Here is a 16,583-nt window from a genome sequence, read left to right on the forward strand (position 1 = left end):
CTTCCCCCGAATCTACACCGATCGGCTCTGCGGCCCCAGCCCGCAGGGGCCTGTTCATTGGCTTGTTCTGTGCGCCGCGGGGGTGCGGCGGGCCGGTGGGCGGGGTGGCGGCATGCGGGGGCCCCGCCTTCCACGGAGGTGGCGGGGCCCGCGGTGGGTGGTCGGTCAGCTGCCGCTGGGGGCCTGGGTCGCGGCGGCCTTCTCGTCGTAGATGTCGGGTTCGAGGTAGATGACGCGGGCGATCGGGACGGCTTCCCGGATGCGGGCCTCGGCGGCGTCGATGGCGCGGGCTACTTCGGCGGCGGTGTCGTCGTGCTGGACGGCGATCTTGGCGGCGACGAGGAGTTCCTCGGGGCCGAGGTGGAGGGTGCGCATGTGGATGACGCGGGTGACGACGTCGCCGTCGACGAGGGCGGCGCGGATCTTGGCGACCTGGTCGGGGCCGGCGGCCTCGCCGAGCAGCAGGGACTTGGTCTCGGCGGCGAGGACGAGGGCGATCAGCACCAGCAGGGCGCCGATGGCCATGGTGCCGACGCCGTCCCAGACGCCGCTGCCGGTGGCGAGGGTGAGGCCGACGCCGACCAGGGCGAGGACCAGGCCGATCAGGGCGCCGAAGTCCTCCAGCAGGACGACGGGGAGTTCGGGGGCCTTGGCGCGGCGGATGAACTGTATCCAGGACTGCTTGCCGCGCAGTTCGTTGGACTCCTTGACGGCGGTGCGGAAGGAGAAGCCCTCGGCGATGACGGCGAAGACCAGGACGCCGACCGGCCAGTACCAGTTGTCCAGGGGGTGCGGGTTCTGGATCTTCTCCCAGCCCTCGTAGAGGGCGAAGACGCCGCCGATGGTGAACAGGACGATGGAGACCAGGAAGCCGTAGATGTAGCGCTCGCGGCCGTAGCCGAAGGGGTGTTCGGCGGTGGCGGCGCGCTTGGCCTTCTTGCCGCCGAGCAGCAGCAGGCCCTGGTTGCCGGAGTCCGCGATGGAGTGCACGCCTTCGGCCAGCATCGAGGACGAGCCGCTGAAGGCGAAGGCGACGAACTTGGCCACGGCGATCGCCAGGTTGGCGCCCAGCGCCGCAACGATCGCCTTGGTACCGCCAGATGCGCTCATGAGTGCGCCGTGTCCCTTCCGTAGACCGGGCTTTACCGCCCCTTTAATGCCGTGCGGCGGTCATTGTTGCAGCCCGGCCCGGGGAAGGCGCGGGGTGGCTGGGTCGCGGACGGCGTCAGGCGACGACGGTGGCGCGGAAGAGGGTGCCGGCGCCGGCGAGGGTGAGGTGTTCGCCGGCGGGGACGAAGGCGGCGCCGCCGGGGGTGAGGGTGAGTTCCCGGGTGGTGCCGGCGTCGCTGGTCAGGTGCACGGTGCCGGCGGTGCAGAGCAGGATCTGCGGGGTGCGGGCGGGCAGCGGGCGGGGTGCGGAGCCGGGGGCCAGGACGAAGCGGGAGAGCCGGAACTCGTCGATGGGGGTGTCGTAGACCTCCTCGCCGTCGACCTCCTCGGGGCGCAGGACGCCGGCGTCGCGGGGCGTGAAGCGGACCACGCGCAGGAGTTCGGGGACGTCGACGTGCTTGGGGGTGAGGCCGCAGCGGAGCACGTTGTCGGAGTTGGCCATCAGCTCGACGCCGAGGCCGCTGAGGTAGGCGTGCGGTATGCCGGCGCCGAGGTAGAGCGCTTCGCCGGGCTGGAGGCGGACGTGGTTGAGGAGCATCGCGGCGAGGACGCCGGGGTCGCCCGGGTAGTGGTGGGCGAGGCCGGCGTAGGCGGCGTAGGCGTCGGCGTGCGGACCTCCCTTGGGGGCGAGGTGGCCGGCGGCGGTGGCGGCGCGTTCGACGGTCTCGGCGATGGCGTGGGGTTCGGCGACGAGGACGGCGGTGAGCACCTCGCGCAGCGCGGACTCCTCGGGGCTGGCACGCAGGATGTCGACGTACGGCTTGAGGTCGGCGACGTCCAGGCCCTCCAGGAGTTCGGCGGCCTCGGCGGGGTGCCGGAAGCCGCAGAGGCCCTCGAAGGGGGTGAGGGCGCAGATCAGTTCGGGCTTGTGGTGGGCGTCCTTGTAGTTGCGGTGCGGGGCGTCGAGGGGGATACCGCGGGCCTCCTCGTCGGCGAAGCCCGTTTCGGCCTGGGCGCGGTCGGGATGGACCTGGAGGGAGAGCGGGGCGCCGGCGGCGAGGACCTTGAACAGGAACGGCAGCCGGGGGCCGAAGGCGCGGACGGCGTCGGCGCCCAGTGCGGCCTCGGGGTCGGCGTCGATCACGTCGGCGAGGGAGACCGGGCCGTGGCCGCGGTCGAGGCGGGAGGGGGCGCCGGGGTGCGCGCCGAGCCACATCTCGGCCTGCGGTTCGCCGGTGGGCGGGACGCCGAGGAGGTCGGGGATGGCGGTGGTGGAGCCCCAGGCGTAGGGGCGCACGGCGTTGACGAGGCGGTCCATCGGGCGGCTGCTTCCTGACGTGGCGTGGGTGGTCCGGCGGGGGGCGGTGGCGACTGCCCCGAAGGCATGATCACTCGGTGCCGGCGAGCGCCAGGTAAACGGCGCCGAAATCGGCGATGGCAAGGAGTTCAGCGGCGCGTTCCAGGTCGCTGCCGGCGCCGGGGTGCAGTTCGCTGAGCGGGGTGTCGCGCTCGTCGGCGAGCTGCTGGGCGGCGCGGGTGGCGGAGAGCGGGCCGGCCTCGGCCTCGCGCAGCAGGATGATCCTGGCGTGCAGGGCGGCGGGCTGCTCGACGCGGTCGCGGAAGAAGTCGTCCGGGTCGGCGCCGGCGGCCAGTGCCCCGGCGAGCAGGGGGCGGTGGGTGGTGAGCGCCTCGGGGAGCTCGGCGGCGAGGCCGGGACGGCCGGCCAGTCCGGCGAGTTCGGTGGCGAAGTGGCGGCCGACGGCGCCGGCGATCGGGCCCTCGGTCCAGATCAGCGGGAGCGCGTCGGCGAGGTCGGCGGCGAGGGTCTTGCCGGGGTTGGTGTAGGTGGGGATGGCCGGTCCGCAGCGTTCGGCGATCTGGTCCAGGCGGTCGGCGAGCTTGCCGACGGCGTCCGCGGGGGCGTTGATCAGGCCGATCCGGTCGGCGAGCACCAGCAGCGGGATGAGGACGGACCAGAGGGTGCCGGGGGCGGCGGGCGGGGCGCCCTCGACGTCGAATTCGGCGTCGTAGGCGGTGGTGGCGAGGGGGACGGGCAGGCCGCGGGCCTGGACGACGGCGTCGGCGAGCGGGCCGCCGGCGGGGGTGACGGCGACGACCGCGCAGCCGCGGCGGTAGGACTGTTCGACGAGTTCGGCGAGGCCGGGGTCGGCGGCGTCGGGGCCGGCGACGAGGAGGAGGTCGAGGGGGCCGGCCCAGCCGGGCAGGATCCAGCGGAGCGCGCCGGGTACGGGGGCGACGCCGGTGGGCTGGATGAGGCTGACCGGGCAGCTGCCGCCGCTGAGGGCGCGCAGCAGGTCGGCGACACCGGCCGCGGCCGGGCCGGGGCCGGCGACGAGGACGGCGCGCGGGCGCCCGTCGGGGGTCAGCTCGGGGATGCCGGATTCGGCGGCGCCGCGGGCGGCGGTGCGGACCCGGGCGCCGGATTCGGCGACGGCGCGCAGCAGGCCGAAGCGGTCGGCGCCGGCCAGCGCCTCGGGAGCGTCGAGCAGTGACTCGTCGAGCATGGTGGCGCGGCCTCCGATCGCCGGTACGGGCGGGGTGGTGCCAGGCAGTACCGGGACGGGCCCGGTGGGCCGGTCAGGCGGGGGTGGGGGTACCGCCCATGCCCTTCGGGCCATGGGGGAGGGCTTCGTCGACGAGGAGGACCGGGATGCCGTCCTGGACCGGGTAGGCCAGGCCGCAGTCGGCGGAGGTGCAGATCAGCGCGGCCGGGTCCGCCGCGGTGCGGTCCTCCAGCGAGGCGTGGCAGGCCGGGCAGGCGAGGATCTGGATCAGGCTGGCTTCGACCGGCATCGGGGTGCTCCTTCGGCGTGGTTACGGCGTGGCCAGCGTACCGCCGGTGTGGGGGACGGGGCCTGCCCGGAGGGGATTTCGGCAGGTGGGAGGGGCGCTGTGGGCGGCCCTCCCCCGGCCTGCGGGCGATCAGCCGCGGATGATCTCCAGGACCTCGTCGCGGATCCGCTCGACGGTGGCCCGGTCGCGGGCCTCGGCGTTGAGGCGGAGCAGCGGCTCGGTGTTGGAGGGGCGGACGTTGAACCACCAGTCGGCGGCGGTGACGGTCAGGCCGTCGAGGTCGTCGAGGGTGATGCCGTCGCGGCTCTCGTAGGTGGCCTTGATGGCGGCGAGTCGGCCGGCCTGGTCGTCGACGGTGCTGTTGATCTCGCCGGAGGCGGCGTAGCGGTCGTAGGCGGCGACGAGCCCGGAGAGCGGCCCGTCCTGTTCGCCGAGGGCGGCCAGGACGTGGAGCGCGGCGAGCATGCCGGTGTCGGCGTTCCAGAAGTCGCGGAAGTAGTAGTGGGCGGAGTGCTCGCCGCCGAAGATGGCGCCGGTGTGGGCCATTTCGGCCTTGATGAAGGAGTGGCCGACGCGGGTGCGGACGGGGGCGCCGCCGTGCTCCTTGACGACCTCCGGGACGGACCAGGAGGTGATGCAGTTGTGGATGACCGTGCCGCCGGGGTGCTTGGCCAGTTCGCGGGCGGCGACCAGGGCGGTGATCGCGGACGGGGAGACCGGGTCGCCGTTCTCGTCGACGACGAAGCAGCGGTCGGCGTCGCCGTCGAAGGCCAGGCCGAGGTCGGCGCCGACCTCGCGGACCCTTTCCTGGAGGTCGACGATGTTCTTCGGGTCGAGCGGGTTGGCCTCATGGTGGGGGAAGGACCCGTCGAGCTCGAAGTAGAGCGCGTCGAGGTCGATCGGCAGGCCGTCGAAGACGGTGGGGACGGTGTGGCCGCCCATGCCGTTGCCGGCGTCCACCACGACCTTCAGGGGGCGGATGGTGCGGAGGTCCACGAGGGAGCGCAGGTGGGCGGCGTAGTCCTGGAGCACGTCGCGCCGGGTGACGGTGCCGGGGGTGGCGGCCGGTTCGGGGGCGCCGTCGGCGGTCCAGCGCTCGGCCAGGGCGCGGATGTCGGCGAGCCCGGTGTCCTGGCCCACGGGGGCGGCGCCGGCCCGGCACATCTTGATGCCGTTGTACTGGGCCGGGTTGTGCGAGGCGGTGAACATCGCGCCGGGCAGGTTCAGGGCGCCGCTGGCGTAGTAGAGCTCGTCGGTGGAGCAGAGGCCGATCTCGGTGACGTCGGCGCCGCGGGCGGCGGCGCCGCGGCCGAAGGCGCGGGCCAGGCCGGGCGAGGAGGGCCGCATGTCGTGCCCGATGACGATCGCGTCGGCGCCGGTGACCTCGACGAAGGCCGCGCCGAAGAGTTCGGCCAGGGTCTCGTCCCATTGGTCGGGGACCACGCCGCGCACGTCGTACGCCTTCACGATCTGCGCCAGATCAGTCACAGCCAGCCCTCCTGGAGTCGCTACGGGGCCACAAACCTACCCGTACGGTCCGTAGGGGGGCCGTGAACCAGCCGTGAACGGCAGCGGGCCGGGCGGCGACGGGTCAGGAGTCGGGTGAGCGCAGGACCCGCAGGTGGCCGCGGCGGGCGACCTCCATGGGGTGGCCGTCGCGGCCGCTGGGCGCGGGGGTGCCGGCGCCGCCGGCGGCGCGCTCCTGGGGGCGGGCGGCCTCGCGGACGGCGTTGGCCAGCGCTTCGAGGTCGTCGCCGCTGGGGCGGGCGGGACCGGGGTCGATGGCGAGGCGGACGACTTCCCAGCCGCGGGGTGCGGTCAGGCGCTCGGAGTGCTGGGCGCACAGGTCGTAGCAGTGCGGCTCGGCGTAGGTGGCGAGCGGTCCGAGCACGGCGGTCGAATCCGCATAGACGTACGTCAGCGTTGCGACGGCGGGGCGGCCGCACGCAGTGCGCGAACAGCGACGTACAGGGCTCACGACGTTGGACGGTACCGCACTCTTGAGCGGGCCGCGACGACTCTCCCTCGGCTCACCCAACCGTGTCGTCCCGCTTCGTCCGATGCGTCTGACCTGCACCCGTCGGCCGGGACTGCTCGGGGGCGGGATAGGCGGCGCCGCGCCGGGAGCGGAATCCCACCCTCAGGTGGGGCAATTCATGTCATTCTGCGGTGCTGGGCGGGAGCGGGGCGATCGGATGCGGGGTCGCAAACGAACCGAACCCGGGCCGGTCCGGTCACCCGACGACAAGTGGCGAGTTGTCGCACAACGCCGACCGGGGCGCGCCCGGAGGACTACGCTCGATCCGATGGACAGCCCCGTACCTCCCCGTCCCGCGGAACCGCGGCCCCGCCGCCGCGACCGCCACGGCCGTGGCATGCGCGGCCCGATCGCGCCTCCCCAGGTACCGCTGTCGGTGAGCCGCGCCGACGCGTTCACGGATCTCGTCTACGACTCCCGGGACCGGCTGGAGCGGCGCTGGCCGCAGCTGACGCAGGTCGATTTCCTGGTGCTGGAGGTGCCGGGGTTCGGGCTGGACGGCGATCCGGATCCGCTCGCGGAGGAGGAGGGCGTGCCGCTCGGCCGGGTGCTGCCCTCCGGCGGCGGATATCGCGACCGGATCGTGATCTACCGCAGGCCGGTGGAGATCCGGACGAAGAACCGCGACGAGCGCGCGCTGCTGGTCCACGAGGTCGTCGTCGAGCAGGTCGCCGAGCTGCTGGGGCTCGCCCCGGAGTCGGTGGACCCGCGCTACGGCCAGGAGTGAGCCGGTAGCGCGGGTCATGCGCGGGTGTCGCCGGGCGGCGGCACCCGCGGCGGGCGTCAGCGGGTCAGCAGGGACAGGTCCTGGCCGGCGGTCGGCACGAGCACGGAGCCGCGGTCGTCGGGCAGCGGCTGGACGGTGAAGGCGGGCACCCCGCCCTGCGGCAGCGCCAGCATCCGGGCGGCGTGGACCGGGCCGCTGCCGGGCTCGGGCTCGACGGTCAGCGCGTAGGAGCCCTTGAGGCCGGACGGCTGCGGCGGTTGGACGGCGAGGCTGGTGCCGCCCTTGACCGTGTACGTCTTCGAGACCGGGGTGCCGCCGCCGCTGCCGGCAGACGCGGTGATCTTGACCTTGGCGTCCTTGCCCTTCTGGGGGGCGACCAGGGTGAGGGTGCTGCCCTTGGCGCGGTTGTCGGCGACGGTGCCGCGGGCCTCGATCGGCCGGGTCGCGGGGATGAAGGCCATCTCCTGGTTGTCGCCCTTGCCGCGGACGACCCGCAGGGCCGCGGCGATCGGGGCGGTGGAGCTGCCGTCGCCGGGTGTGAGGACCAGCGAGCCAGGCTCGCCCTTGGTGATGTCCTTGAGGTCGACGGTGGCGGTCATCCCGCTCTTGACGTGCAGGGTGTCGAGTCCGGCCGGGGTGATCAGGCCGGTCGGGGTGGCCAGTTGGACCTTGAGGTCGGCGTCGGCGTCGCCGGGCGCGACGGCGACCAGCTGGACGTCGGTGGCGTCGGCCGGGATGCCCGGGAGGACGGCGCCGGGGGACGGGTCGGCGGCCGGCGGCAGCCAGTCGCCGCCGGTCTTGGCGTCGGCGGCCTGGACGGCCGCGCCGATCCGGCCGGAGCGGACGCTGACGTGCAGCGCGGCGCCGTCGGCGGGGCTGGTGGTGAGGGTGGAGAGCAGCACCGGGACGGTGGTGTGCGGCGGCACGGTGATGTCCTCGCCGCCGCCGCTGTCCGTCAACGCGCCGTCCTTGCCGCGCATTTCGAGGTCCACGACGGCCGGCACCGGGTCGGGGTTGGTGAGGTGGACGTAGTCGGTGCGGCCGGTGGCGGTGCTGACGCCGGGGAACCAGAACTGGGTGTCGGGGGCGGTGCAGCTCAGCCCCTGCAGACCGCGGCCCAGGCCGGCGGCGATGGCGGTGGTCTGCTGGACGGTCCAGCCGGGGGCCAGCACGCCGTCGGCGGAGCCGGTCAGGGCGGGCGCGTCGGCGCTGTCGGTGGTCCCGAGGACCGGCTTCCCGGCCTCCTGGAGGGGCACCACGGGCTTGGTGTCGGGCGGCGGTACGGTCTGCGTCCCGCCGGCGTCCGTGCCGCGCTTGTCCTTGGCTCCCTTGCCGTCCTTGCCCCCCTTGGCGTCCTTGCCGCCCTTGCCGGCGGGGTTGCCGTGGCTGTCGGCGACGGTGCCGGTGGGCAGGAGCTGGGCGGTGCCCTTCTTGGTGTCCGTGCCGGCCGGGGCGCCCGGGGGCGCGAAGGCGGTGTAGGTGGTCTCGGCGACCTCCGACGAGCTGGGCGCCGGGCACACCAGCGTGGACCGCTGGACCGGCAGCCGGGTGGCGCTCGCGGGGGCCGTCGGGCCGGTGCCGCCGGGGGCGGCGACCGCGGCGACACCGGTGACCGCGGCCAGCGCGGCGGCCGCGGCGGTCAGGGACAAGATGGTGCGCTTCACTGCTGCTCGCTCCCGTCACGGCGCGGCTCGGGGAAGGCGCCGGGGTACGTCGTGCCGTCGTAGGGCTGCGGGTGCTGCGGGTGCTGGTCAGCCCCGGCGTCGGGGTAGGGCTGCTGCTGCCCGCCGTAGCCGTACGGGTCGTAGGCGCCCGCTTGGTAGGGGTCGGTCGGGTAGCCGGCGGGCGGATAGGTGTCGGGCGTGTAGGTGCCCGGCGGGTAGCCGCCGTCCTGGTAGGGGTCGACCGGCTGGTAGGGCTGCTGGTCGCCGTACTGGCCGGCCTGGTACGGGTCGGCGACCTGCGGGTAGGGCTGCTGGTCGGCTGCCGCCGGGTCGTGCGCGGCGGCCGGTTCCCCGGCGGTCTGCCAGTCCTCGTAGGAGGGCTGTGCGGGGACCGCGGCATACGGGTCGGCGACCGGGACGGGGTCCGGGGCCGGGGCGTCGGCCGGCGGCTCCTCGACGGTGCGGGCGTCCGGGACGGCGGCGCCGTCGCCGGCCGGGGCGGCGGCCTCGGCCTGGGCGCGCAGCCGGCGGGCCCGGCGGCCCTCGCCCGCGGACTGCGCGGCGACGGTCGGCGCGGCCTCCTCGGGCAGGTCGTCGTCGATCTCCCGGCGGCGGCCGGGCAGCGCCATCACGACCAGCACGAGGGCGAGCAGGCCCTGGGCCCACAGCCAGACGGTGTGGCCCACGGGGTTGTCGTGGCTGAGGTCGAGCCGGCCGCCGTCGGACGGGAGCTGGAAGCCCTGGGCCCAGCCGTCGACGGTGACGGGCTTGAGCGGGGTGCCGTCGAGGGTGGCGTGCCAGCCGTCGTCGGCGGCGTCGGCGAGCCGCAGGGTCCGGCCGGCGGTGCCGGCGGGCACCTTGGCTCCGTGTGCCTCGACCGGGCCGGCCGCCACCGGGACGGGCGCCGCGGCGTCGCCGGTGGCGGTGCCCTCCTTGGTCTGGGCGGGCACGATCGTGATCCGGGAGACCCGCTGGTCGACGCGCCACAGGGCGCTGCCGTCCTCCTGGCTGAGCCGGGTCAGACCCGGGGTGGCGTCCAGGACGCGGCCCATCTCGCGCGGGGCGCCCTTGCGGACCAGGACGTAGCGGACCGCGTAGCCGCCGAGCCGGTCGGTCTGGTCGGCGCCGGAGCCGGCGACGAGGTGGGCGACGACGTCGTCCAGGCGGCTGTCCGGGCCGGCCTCGGCGGCCAGGTCGGCGTCCCCGAGCCGGGCCCCGGAACCGCGGACGAGGGAGTAGGTGACGTGGCCGGGGGTGCCGTCCAGGACGAGCGTGCGGGCCCGGTCGGTGGTGGTGGCCTCCTCGGCGACGAACGCCGGGACCTGGGTGGCGTCGCGCCGCTGGACCGGGCCGGCCGCGCCGGTGATCATCCAGCTGACCGCGGCGTACAGGGGGGCGATCAGAGCGGCCAGTGCGATCAGCACGGCGGCCGGCTGCTTCCAGCCGAAGCCGAGCGCGGTCATCCGGGTGCGGATGCCCTCGGCGCCGAGCGCGGCCGCGCACAGCAGCGCCAGGCCGTAGACGAGCATCGCCGGGCCGGTCCAGCCGGAGCCGTTGCCGAGCGCCGCGCACAGCAGCCCGACCAGGGCCACCACCCAGGCGGCGCGGATCGCGGTCTGCCGGGTGTCGCGCAGGGTCGCGCCGAGGGCGGCCAGGACGATACCGAGGAGCAGCAGCCCGCCGACGGCCTTGGGACCGCCCGGGCTGAGCCCGACGAGGTCGAGGACGGAGGCCGAGCCGGCGCCGTAGTCCAGGCCGGCCTCGCGGAAGAACCGCGACGGGTGGCCGAGCAGCGACAGCGACCAAGGCGCCAGCACCACCAGCGGGGCGAGCGCCACGGCCAGGAAGCGCAGCACGTACGCCACGATCAGCCCACCGCTGCCGCCCCGCTTCGCTCCGCCGCCCGTTGCCGGGTCTGCGGATGCGGAGCCGAGCAGGCGCAGCACGAGCAGTGCCACGCCGAGCAGCACCGCGATCGGCCAGACGATCGGGGTGAAGGCGGTGGTGACGGTGACCAGCAGCGCGTACGCCCAGGCGGCGCGCCAGCTGGGCCGGGTGCCGGGCGCCAGCCGCAGTCCGCCGGCGGCGACCGCGGCGCGGGCCATCAGCGGCAGCAGGACGGCCAGTACGGCGGTGCCCAGGCGACCGCCGGCGAGCGCGCCGGTGGCGGCGGGCAGGAAGGCGTAGGCGATGCTGCCCCAGGCCCGCAGCAGCCGGGAGGCGACCAGCGGGCGGGAGGCGAAGTAGGCGGTGAGGCCGGCCAGCGGCACGGAGCAGACCAGCAGCAGGGTGAGGGTGAAGCCGGTGCTGCCGAGGAAGACGGTGGAGAGCGCGGCGAGCACCGCGAGGTAGGGCGGTGCGGCGGCGGTGTCGCCGACGCCGACCGGGTGCCAGCTGGTGGTGTACGACGACCACAGGGCGCCGAGGCCGTCGGGCGCGGGCAGCAGGGCGCCGCCGACGAGCGAGCCGCTGCCGAGCAGCCCGCGGCAGGCGATCAGCGAGACCAGCAGCAGGACGAGGAAGAGCACCGGTGCGGGGCGGCGGGCGATCCGCTTGAGCCGCGCGAACTGCTCGATCTCCAGGTAGTCGGCGTCGTCGCCGCCGGGTCCGGACTCCACGGCGCCGTGCCGGCCGGAGGAGGCGACGTCGGGGGCGGCGCGGCCGGCGAGGTTGCCGGCGACCTGTTCGACGGTGGCCCGGACGGTGGCACCGGGCGGCGGGAACAGTGCCCGCAGCTCGCTCGCGTCGGTCGTCGGCCTCCCCCGGCGTTTGCGGGCGGCGAGGATCTTGCCGGGGCGGAGCAGGGTGCCGAAGAGGCCGGCGAGTTCGTCCAGGGCCTGGCCGGGGACCTTGCCGACGAGGTAGGCGACGACCCGCAGCAGGGTGCCGATCAGCAGCCGCAGCAGGGTGTACGGGACCAGCGCGCCACGGGTGTTGGCGAGCAGGGTGTAGACGGCGCCGGCCTTGTCGACACGGTGCGGGTTGGCCACACTGCGGCCGACGCAGTCGATGGGGCGGCGCTCGCGGGCGGATGCCTCGGCGTGCCGCAGGACGGCGTCGGGGGCGACCAGGACCTGGTGGCCGGCGGCCTGGGCGCGCCAGCACAGGTCGACGTCGTCGCGCATCAGCGGCAGCCGGCGGTCGAAGCCGCCCAGCTGCTCGTAGACGTCGCGGCGGATGAGCATGCCGGCGGTGGAGACGGACAGCACCGGGCGGACCTGGTCGTGCTGGCCCTGGTCCTGTTCGCGGCGGTCCAGGCCGGTCCAACGGCGTCCGCTGCGGGCGATGCTGACGCCGGCCTCAAGGAGTTGACGGCGGTCGTACCAGCTGCGGAGCTTGGGGCCGACGATGGCGGTGGACGGGCTGGCGTCGGCGACCCGCAGCAGTTCGGCGAGGGCGTCGGGGGCCGGCGCGCAGTCGTCGTGCAGCAGCCACAGCCACTGGACCGGTTCCCCGTGCGGGAGTTCCGGCATGTCGTACGCCTCGTCGTGCCAGGTGCGGCTGACCGGATCCCAGCCGCTGGGGCGGCGCAGATAGGCCAGGTCGTCGGGGCCGAGGACGGGGGCGGTGCGGACCGCCTCCTCGACGGCGGTGCCGAATCCGGAGCGGCGGGCGAGGTGGAGCACCCGGTCGTCGCCGATCGCCTCCGCGAGCAGCTGGGCGGAGTCGTCCGCGCTGCCGGTGTCGGCGCCGATGACGTTCTGCACCGGGCGCTCCTGGCCGAGCAGTCCGGCGAGGGCGTCGGGCAGCCAGCGGCCGCCGTCGTGCGAGACGATCACGGCCGTGACGACATGCCGCGGGAACTCCGGGGTGGCGGCTTCATACGAGGCGGCCTGGGCCGCCGACTGGCTGTGCACGGACATCGAGGTACGGGCCCTCCGGACCCGGGAGTTGGAGGGCCCGCGGCGAAGTCGCTCACGGCCCCCGCCCCCGGAAACACTGCGACGGACTACGAGGGACACGCGCACGCCGTAGCGGCGGTGCGGGTGTGTCTCGGACGGGGCCCCACACTAATGGTTCGCGCCGGGGCACCGGTCGGCTCCGTACACAGCAGACCGCCTCCGGCGGGCAGTGCGCTGGAGGCGGTGTGTTCGCTATAGGGGGATATGGGGAGTTGGGGTGGTGCGGCGGCGCGCTCGGTGCCACCGCGGGGGGCTGGTGCGGGAGGCTGGCCGGTCACGGTCAGACAGCGGCCTTCTTGAGTCGACGCCGCTCGCGTTCGGACAGACCGCCCCAAATGCCGAAGCGCTCGTCGTTGGCGAGGGCGTATTCGAGGCACTCGGAGCGGACTTCGCAGGCGAGGCAGACCTTCTTGGCCTCGCGGGTGGAGCCACCCTTCTCCGGGAAGAAGGACTCGGGGTCGGTCTGGGCGCACAGTGCGCGCTCCTGCCAGCCGAGCTCCTCGTCCGCCTCCTCGACCAGCAATTCCTGGAACAGCTCGGTCATGTGCGCCCCTCGTCTGTCTTTACGTCCCCGTGATCAAGCCGTGATCGAATCCGGCTGAACGACACGAGTGAAATTACAAGTGTGCTGATCCGGGCCAGTCAAGCCGAGATCTGCTATTGGGCCTCTTATTCACTCTGCGGAACCAAGCGTATGCGGAAAGTGTTCAAATCATCCAAAACCAGGACACTTCCTCGGGCCGTTGACCCGCGGCTCTGTTCTCAGCGAGTGAGACGTCAACTCATGGGTTGCGCGTTGCACCGCACGCACCGGAGCGGGGAAGATCACAACCGGATCACAGGACCGCAACGGCGGCCCCGGGTGCGACTGATGACCGCTTCTCCCCGCCGTGGGCTGCACAAACCTTTCTCCGGACGGGGTAACCGGATGAGGTGAACGACGCCCGCCACATCGCTCCCCGTTTGACAGCGCACCGCCGCCCCGTGTCTCCTTGACCGCATGCCAGCGACCTCCGCGCACCGACTGACCCGTTCCTACGGGTCGCTCTGCGCTGTGCAGGCCCGCTGTCGCTGTTCCAGCTGTCGTAGCCACTGAGCTCCAGCCCCCCGCGCTCGCCGCATCCCGCCAGCGCTCCGCTCCACCGCGACCACCGCGCCGCGCCCCCACGAGGAACGGCCCGCGCCGTGCCGCACCCCTTTTCCCGGCCACCGCCGGGAGGGACCCCCAGCGCGCCACCCGCACTTCCGCCGAGGAACCCGCATGAACAGCGACGTCCAGATCGCCGGCGACCCGCTCGCCATCCCCCACCTGCTGCCGCCCGTCCCCGCCCACCCCACCACCGTCGCCGGCTTCGTCGGCCTGGCCCGCTCGATCGCCGCCGACCGCGCCGCCTGGGCCCCGCTGGTCCGCTACGACGCCACCACCCGCTGGTACCACCGCCTGTGCACCGGGCCCGGGTACGAGGTGTGGCTGTTGAGCTGGGTCCCCGGGCAGGGCAGCGGCCGGCACGACCACGGCCCGTCCTCGGGCGTACTGACCGTCCTGGAAGGCGAGTTGACCGAACACGCCGCGGGCGGGCCGCGCACCCTGGCCGCCGGCACCCAGCGGGTGTTCGCCCCCGGCTACGCCCACGAGGTCGTCAACGACGCACTGGCGCCGGCCGTCAGCCTGCACGTGTACTTCCCCGGCCTGACCGAGATGCCGATGCTCCCGCAGGGCCAGCTGCTCCCCCACTCTCAACTCCCTTCGAGCGGGGGGACGCCCGTGACCGGGGCCGCCGCCCCCGTCGCACCGCACAGCGCCCGGTGCGCCGCACCCGTCCGGGAGACCGCGCCGCACTGACCCCACCCGGCCACCGCCCCTCAAGGATCAGCCTTCGGCTGACAGCCCACCCGTCACCCGGCCACCGCCCCTCAAGGATCAGCCTTCGGCTGACAGACTGATGGGCATGCGCATTGTGGTTCTGGCCGGCGGTATCGGCGGCGCCCGCTTTCTGCGGGGACTGAAGGCAGCGGCTCCGGACGCGGACATCACCGTCATCGGCAACACCGGTGACGACATCCATCTGTTCGGGCTGAAGGTGTGTCCCGACCTCGACACCGTGATGTACACGCTCGGCGGCGGCATCAACGAGGACCAGGGCTGGGGCCGGACGGACGAGACGTTCCGGGTGAAGGAGGAACTGGCCGCGTACGGCGTCGGGCCGGAGTGGTTCGGACTGGGCGACCGGGACTTCGCCACCCACATCGTCCGGACCCAGATGCTGGGCGCCGGCTATCCCCTGAGCGCCGTCACCGAGGCGCTCTGCGACCGCTGGCAGCCCGGCGTGCGGCTGCTGCCGATGTCCGACGACCGGGTCGAGACGCACGTCGCCGTCGAGGACGAGAGCGGCGAGCGCAAGGCGGTGCACTTCCAGGAGTACTGGGTGCGGCTGCGGGCCTCGGTGCCGGCGCTGGCCGTGGTGCCGGTCGGCGCCGAGCAGGCCAAGCCGGCGCCCGGCGTGCTGGAGGCCCTCGCCGAGGCCGACGTGATCCTCTTCCCGCCGTCCAACCCGGTCGTCAGCGTCGGCACGATCCTGGCCGTGCCGGGCATCCGGGAGGCCGTCGCGGAGGCCGCGGCGCCGGTGGTCGGGCTCTCGCCGATCGTCGGGGACGCCCCGGTGCGCGGGATGGCCGACAAGGTGCTGGAGGCGGTCGGCGTGGAGTCCACCGCGGCGGCGGTGGCCCGGCACTACGGGGCGGGCCTGCTGGACGGCTGGCTGGTCGACGACGTGGACGCGGGCGCGGTGGCCGACGTCGAGTCGGCGGGGATCCGCTGCCGGGCGGTGCCGCTGATGATGACGGACGTGGACGCGACCGCGGCGATGGCCCGCGAGGCGCTGGCGCTCGCCGAGGAGGTGCGGGCATGACCGGACCGACCGGGGCACCCGGGTACCGGGTGTGGGCGCTGCCGGGCATCCCCGAGGTGCGGCCCGGCGACGACCTCGTCAAGCTGATCGCGGCCGCGGCGACCGCCGACGGGGCACCCCAACTGGCCGACGGCGATGTGGTGTTGGTCACCTCGAAGATCGTCAGCAAGGCGGAGGGCCGGATCGTCGAGGCGGCCGACCGCGAGGCGGCCATCGACACCGAGATGGTGCGGGTGGTGGCCCGCCGCGGCACCCTGCGGATCGTGGAGGACCACCGGGGCCTGGTGATGGCCGCGGCCGGGGTGGACGCCTCCAACACCCCCTCGGGCACGATCCTGTTGCTGCCCGAGGACCCGGACGCCTCGGCCCGCGCCCTGCGCACCGGGCTGCGCGAGACGCTCGGTGTCGACGTCGGCGTCGTCATCAGCGACACCTTCGGGCGCCCGTGGCGCAGCGGCCTGACCGACGTCGCCATCGGGGCGGCCGGGGTGCGGGTGCTGGACGACCTGCGCGGCGGCACCGACGCGTACGGCAATCCGCTGGTCGCCACCGTCGTGGCCACCGCGGACGAACTCGCCGCCGCGGGCGACCTGGTGAAGGGCAAGGCGACCGGGCTGCCGGTGGCGGTGGTGCGCGGGCTGCCGCACGTCGTGACGTCCGCGTCCGCACGGGCGGGAGCCGACGGGCCCGGGAGCGGGGACGACGACGTGGACCCCGGGGCGCGGGCGCTGGTGCGGAACGCCGCGGACGACATGTTCCGGCTGGGCACCTCCGAGGCCGTGCGGGAGGCGGTGACGCTGCGGCGCACCGTCCGGGAGTTCACCGACGACCCGGTGGACCCGGGCGCGGTGCGGCGCGCGGTGGCCGCGGCGCTGACCGCGCCGGCGCCGCACCACACCACTCCGTGGCGGTTCGTCCTGCTGGAGTCGGCGCAGTCCCGGACCCGGCTGCTGGACGCGATGCGGGACGCCTGGGTGGCCGATCTGCGGGCGGACGGCAGGTCGGAGGAGGCCATCGCCAAGCGGGTGCGGCGCGGCGACGTGCTGCGCAACGCGCCGTATCTGGCGGTGCCGTGCATGGTGCTGGACGGCGCGCACGCCTACCCGGACGCCCGGCGGGCCGCCGCCGAGCGCGAGATGTTCGTCGTCGCGCACGGCGCGGGCATCGAGAACTTCCTGGTGGCGCTGGCCGGCGAGCGGCTGGGGTCGGCGTGGATCTCCTCGACGATGTTCTGCCGGGACGTGGTCCGCGAGGTGCTGGAACTGCCCGCGGAGTGGGAGCCGATGGGGGCGGTGGCCATCGGACGGCCGGCGTCGGCGCCGCGGGAGCGGCCGGCGCGAGCCGTGGACGACTTCGTCCGCGTCCGCTGACGGATCCCCGGTCGTGTCGTCGGCCGAGGCCCACGGTGGGCGGCGCCGC

General features: G+C 74.6%; 13 protein-coding genes. 4 read left to right on the forward strand and 9 right to left on the reverse strand.

Translation table 11 applies throughout. From position 1 onward, the window contains the following. Nucleotides 1–165: 165 nt before the first annotated feature. The 6 genes from JNO44_RS18590 to JNO44_RS18615 form a co-directional block, all read right to left on the reverse strand. Complete coding sequence (locus JNO44_RS18590; protein ID WP_205365333.1) at nt 166–1,110, reverse strand: cation diffusion facilitator family transporter; 945 nt, start codon at nt 1,108–1,110, stop codon at nt 166–168. A gap of 115 nt (nt 1,111–1,225) precedes the next feature. Next, the gene (gene manA / locus JNO44_RS18595; RefSeq protein WP_205365334.1) at nt 1,226–2,428 is read right to left on the reverse strand and encodes a mannose-6-phosphate isomerase, class I; all 1,203 of its coding nucleotides are present in this window, start codon (nt 2,426–2,428) and stop codon (nt 1,226–1,228) included. A gap of 70 nt (nt 2,429–2,498) precedes the next feature. Next, the gene (locus tag JNO44_RS18600) at nt 2,499–3,635 is read right to left on the reverse strand and encodes an SIS domain-containing protein (RefSeq protein ID WP_205365335.1); all 1,137 of its coding nucleotides are present in this window, start codon (nt 3,633–3,635) and stop codon (nt 2,499–2,501) included. A gap of 73 nt (nt 3,636–3,708) precedes the next feature. Beyond that, entirely contained in the window at nt 3,709–3,924 is a 216-nt protein-coding gene (locus JNO44_RS18605) for a Trm112 family protein (RefSeq protein WP_073443184.1), read from the reverse strand. A 129-nt stretch (nt 3,925–4,053) separates the two neighbouring features. Further along, nucleotides 4,054–5,412 (reverse strand): phosphomannomutase/phosphoglucomutase, encoded by a 1,359-nt coding sequence (locus JNO44_RS18610; protein WP_205365336.1) that lies wholly within the window; start codon nt 5,410–5,412, stop codon nt 4,054–4,056. Between the two features lie 103 nt (nt 5,413–5,515). After that, a complete protein-coding gene (locus JNO44_RS18615) occupies nt 5,516–5,962 on the reverse strand; it encodes a DUF3499 domain-containing protein (RefSeq protein WP_205365337.1) in 447 nt (148 codons plus the stop codon). A 268-nt stretch (nt 5,963–6,230) separates the two neighbouring features. Between JNO44_RS18615 and JNO44_RS18620 the strand changes: the two genes are divergently transcribed. After that, the gene (locus JNO44_RS18620) at nt 6,231–6,689 is read left to right on the forward strand and encodes a metallopeptidase family protein (RefSeq protein WP_205365338.1); all 459 of its coding nucleotides are present in this window, start codon (nt 6,231–6,233) and stop codon (nt 6,687–6,689) included. A gap of 56 nt (nt 6,690–6,745) precedes the next feature. On the opposite strand, the gene JNO44_RS18625 is transcribed toward JNO44_RS18620, so the two are convergent. From JNO44_RS18625 to JNO44_RS18635, 3 genes are all read right to left on the reverse strand, one after another. After that, nucleotides 6,746–8,353, reverse strand: a complete 1,608-nt coding sequence (locus JNO44_RS18625) for a DUF5719 family protein (protein WP_205365339.1) — start codon at nt 8,351–8,353, stop codon at nt 6,746–6,748. Continuing rightward, nucleotides 8,350–12,216, reverse strand: coding sequence for a glycosyltransferase family 2 protein (locus JNO44_RS18630; RefSeq protein WP_205365340.1), 3,867 nt, complete (start codon nt 12,214–12,216; stop codon nt 8,350–8,352). The genes JNO44_RS18625 and JNO44_RS18630 overlap by 4 nt, the downstream gene beginning before the upstream one ends. Before the next feature lie 319 nt (nt 12,217–12,535). After that, nucleotides 12,536–12,799: a WhiB family transcriptional regulator gene (locus tag JNO44_RS18635; protein WP_003983763.1), complete on the reverse strand. Its 264-nt coding sequence runs from the start codon at nt 12,797–12,799 to the stop codon at nt 12,536–12,538. Between the two features lie 717 nt (nt 12,800–13,516). On the opposite strand from JNO44_RS18635, the gene JNO44_RS18640 reads away from it, so the two are divergent. From JNO44_RS18640 to JNO44_RS18650, 3 genes are all read left to right on the forward strand, one after another. Continuing rightward, nucleotides 13,517–14,098 (forward strand): cysteine dioxygenase, encoded by a 582-nt coding sequence (locus JNO44_RS18640; RefSeq protein WP_205365341.1) that lies wholly within the window; start codon nt 13,517–13,519, stop codon nt 14,096–14,098. Nucleotides 14,099–14,204: 106 nt separating this feature from the next. Further along, nucleotides 14,205–15,164: a 2-phospho-L-lactate transferase gene (gene cofD, locus JNO44_RS18645; RefSeq protein ID WP_073443171.1), complete on the forward strand. Its 960-nt coding sequence runs from the start codon at nt 14,205–14,207 to the stop codon at nt 15,162–15,164. After that, nucleotides 15,161–16,534 carry a coenzyme F420-0:L-glutamate ligase gene (locus tag JNO44_RS18650; RefSeq protein ID WP_205365342.1) on the forward strand — a complete coding sequence of 458 codons (1,374 nt, stop codon included), beginning with the start codon at nt 15,161–15,163 and terminating at the stop codon, nt 16,532–16,534. The genes cofD and JNO44_RS18650 overlap by 4 nt, the downstream gene beginning before the upstream one ends. Nucleotides 16,535–16,583 lie beyond the last annotated feature (49 nt).

Source organism: Streptomyces noursei (assembly GCF_016917755.1).
Lineage (GTDB): Bacteria > Actinomycetota > Actinomycetes > Streptomycetales > Streptomycetaceae > Streptomyces > Streptomyces yunnanensis.

Bases quoted from the DNA above. Each gene is read 5' to 3' on its own strand.
- JNO44_RS18620 (WP_205365338.1), top strand. From the start codon at position 6,231: ATGGACAGCCCCGTACCTCCCCGTCCCGCGGAACCGCGGCCCCGCCGC.
- JNO44_RS18635 (WP_003983763.1), bottom strand. From the start codon at position 12,799: ATGACCGAGCTGTTCCAGGAATTGCTGGTCGAGGAGGCGGACGAGGAG.
- manA (WP_205365334.1), bottom strand. From the start codon at position 2,428: ATGGACCGCCTCGTCAACGCCGTGCGCCCCTACGCCTGGGGCTCCACC.
- JNO44_RS18600 (WP_205365335.1), bottom strand. From the start codon at position 3,635: ATGCTCGACGAGTCACTGCTCGACGCTCCCGAGGCGCTGGCCGGCGCC.
- JNO44_RS18605 (WP_073443184.1), bottom strand. From the start codon at position 3,924: ATGCCGGTCGAAGCCAGCCTGATCCAGATCCTCGCCTGCCCGGCCTGC.
- JNO44_RS18650 (WP_205365342.1), top strand. From the start codon at position 15,161: ATGACCGGACCGACCGGGGCACCCGGGTACCGGGTGTGGGCGCTGCCG.
- JNO44_RS18590 (WP_205365333.1), bottom strand. From the start codon at position 1,110: ATGAGCGCATCTGGCGGTACCAAGGCGATCGTTGCGGCGCTGGGCGCC.
- JNO44_RS18630 (WP_205365340.1), bottom strand. From the start codon at position 12,216: ATGTCCGTGCACAGCCAGTCGGCGGCCCAGGCCGCCTCGTATGAAGCC.
- JNO44_RS18640 (WP_205365341.1), top strand. From the start codon at position 13,517: ATGAACAGCGACGTCCAGATCGCCGGCGACCCGCTCGCCATCCCCCAC.
- cofD (WP_073443171.1), top strand. From the start codon at position 14,205: ATGCGCATTGTGGTTCTGGCCGGCGGTATCGGCGGCGCCCGCTTTCTG.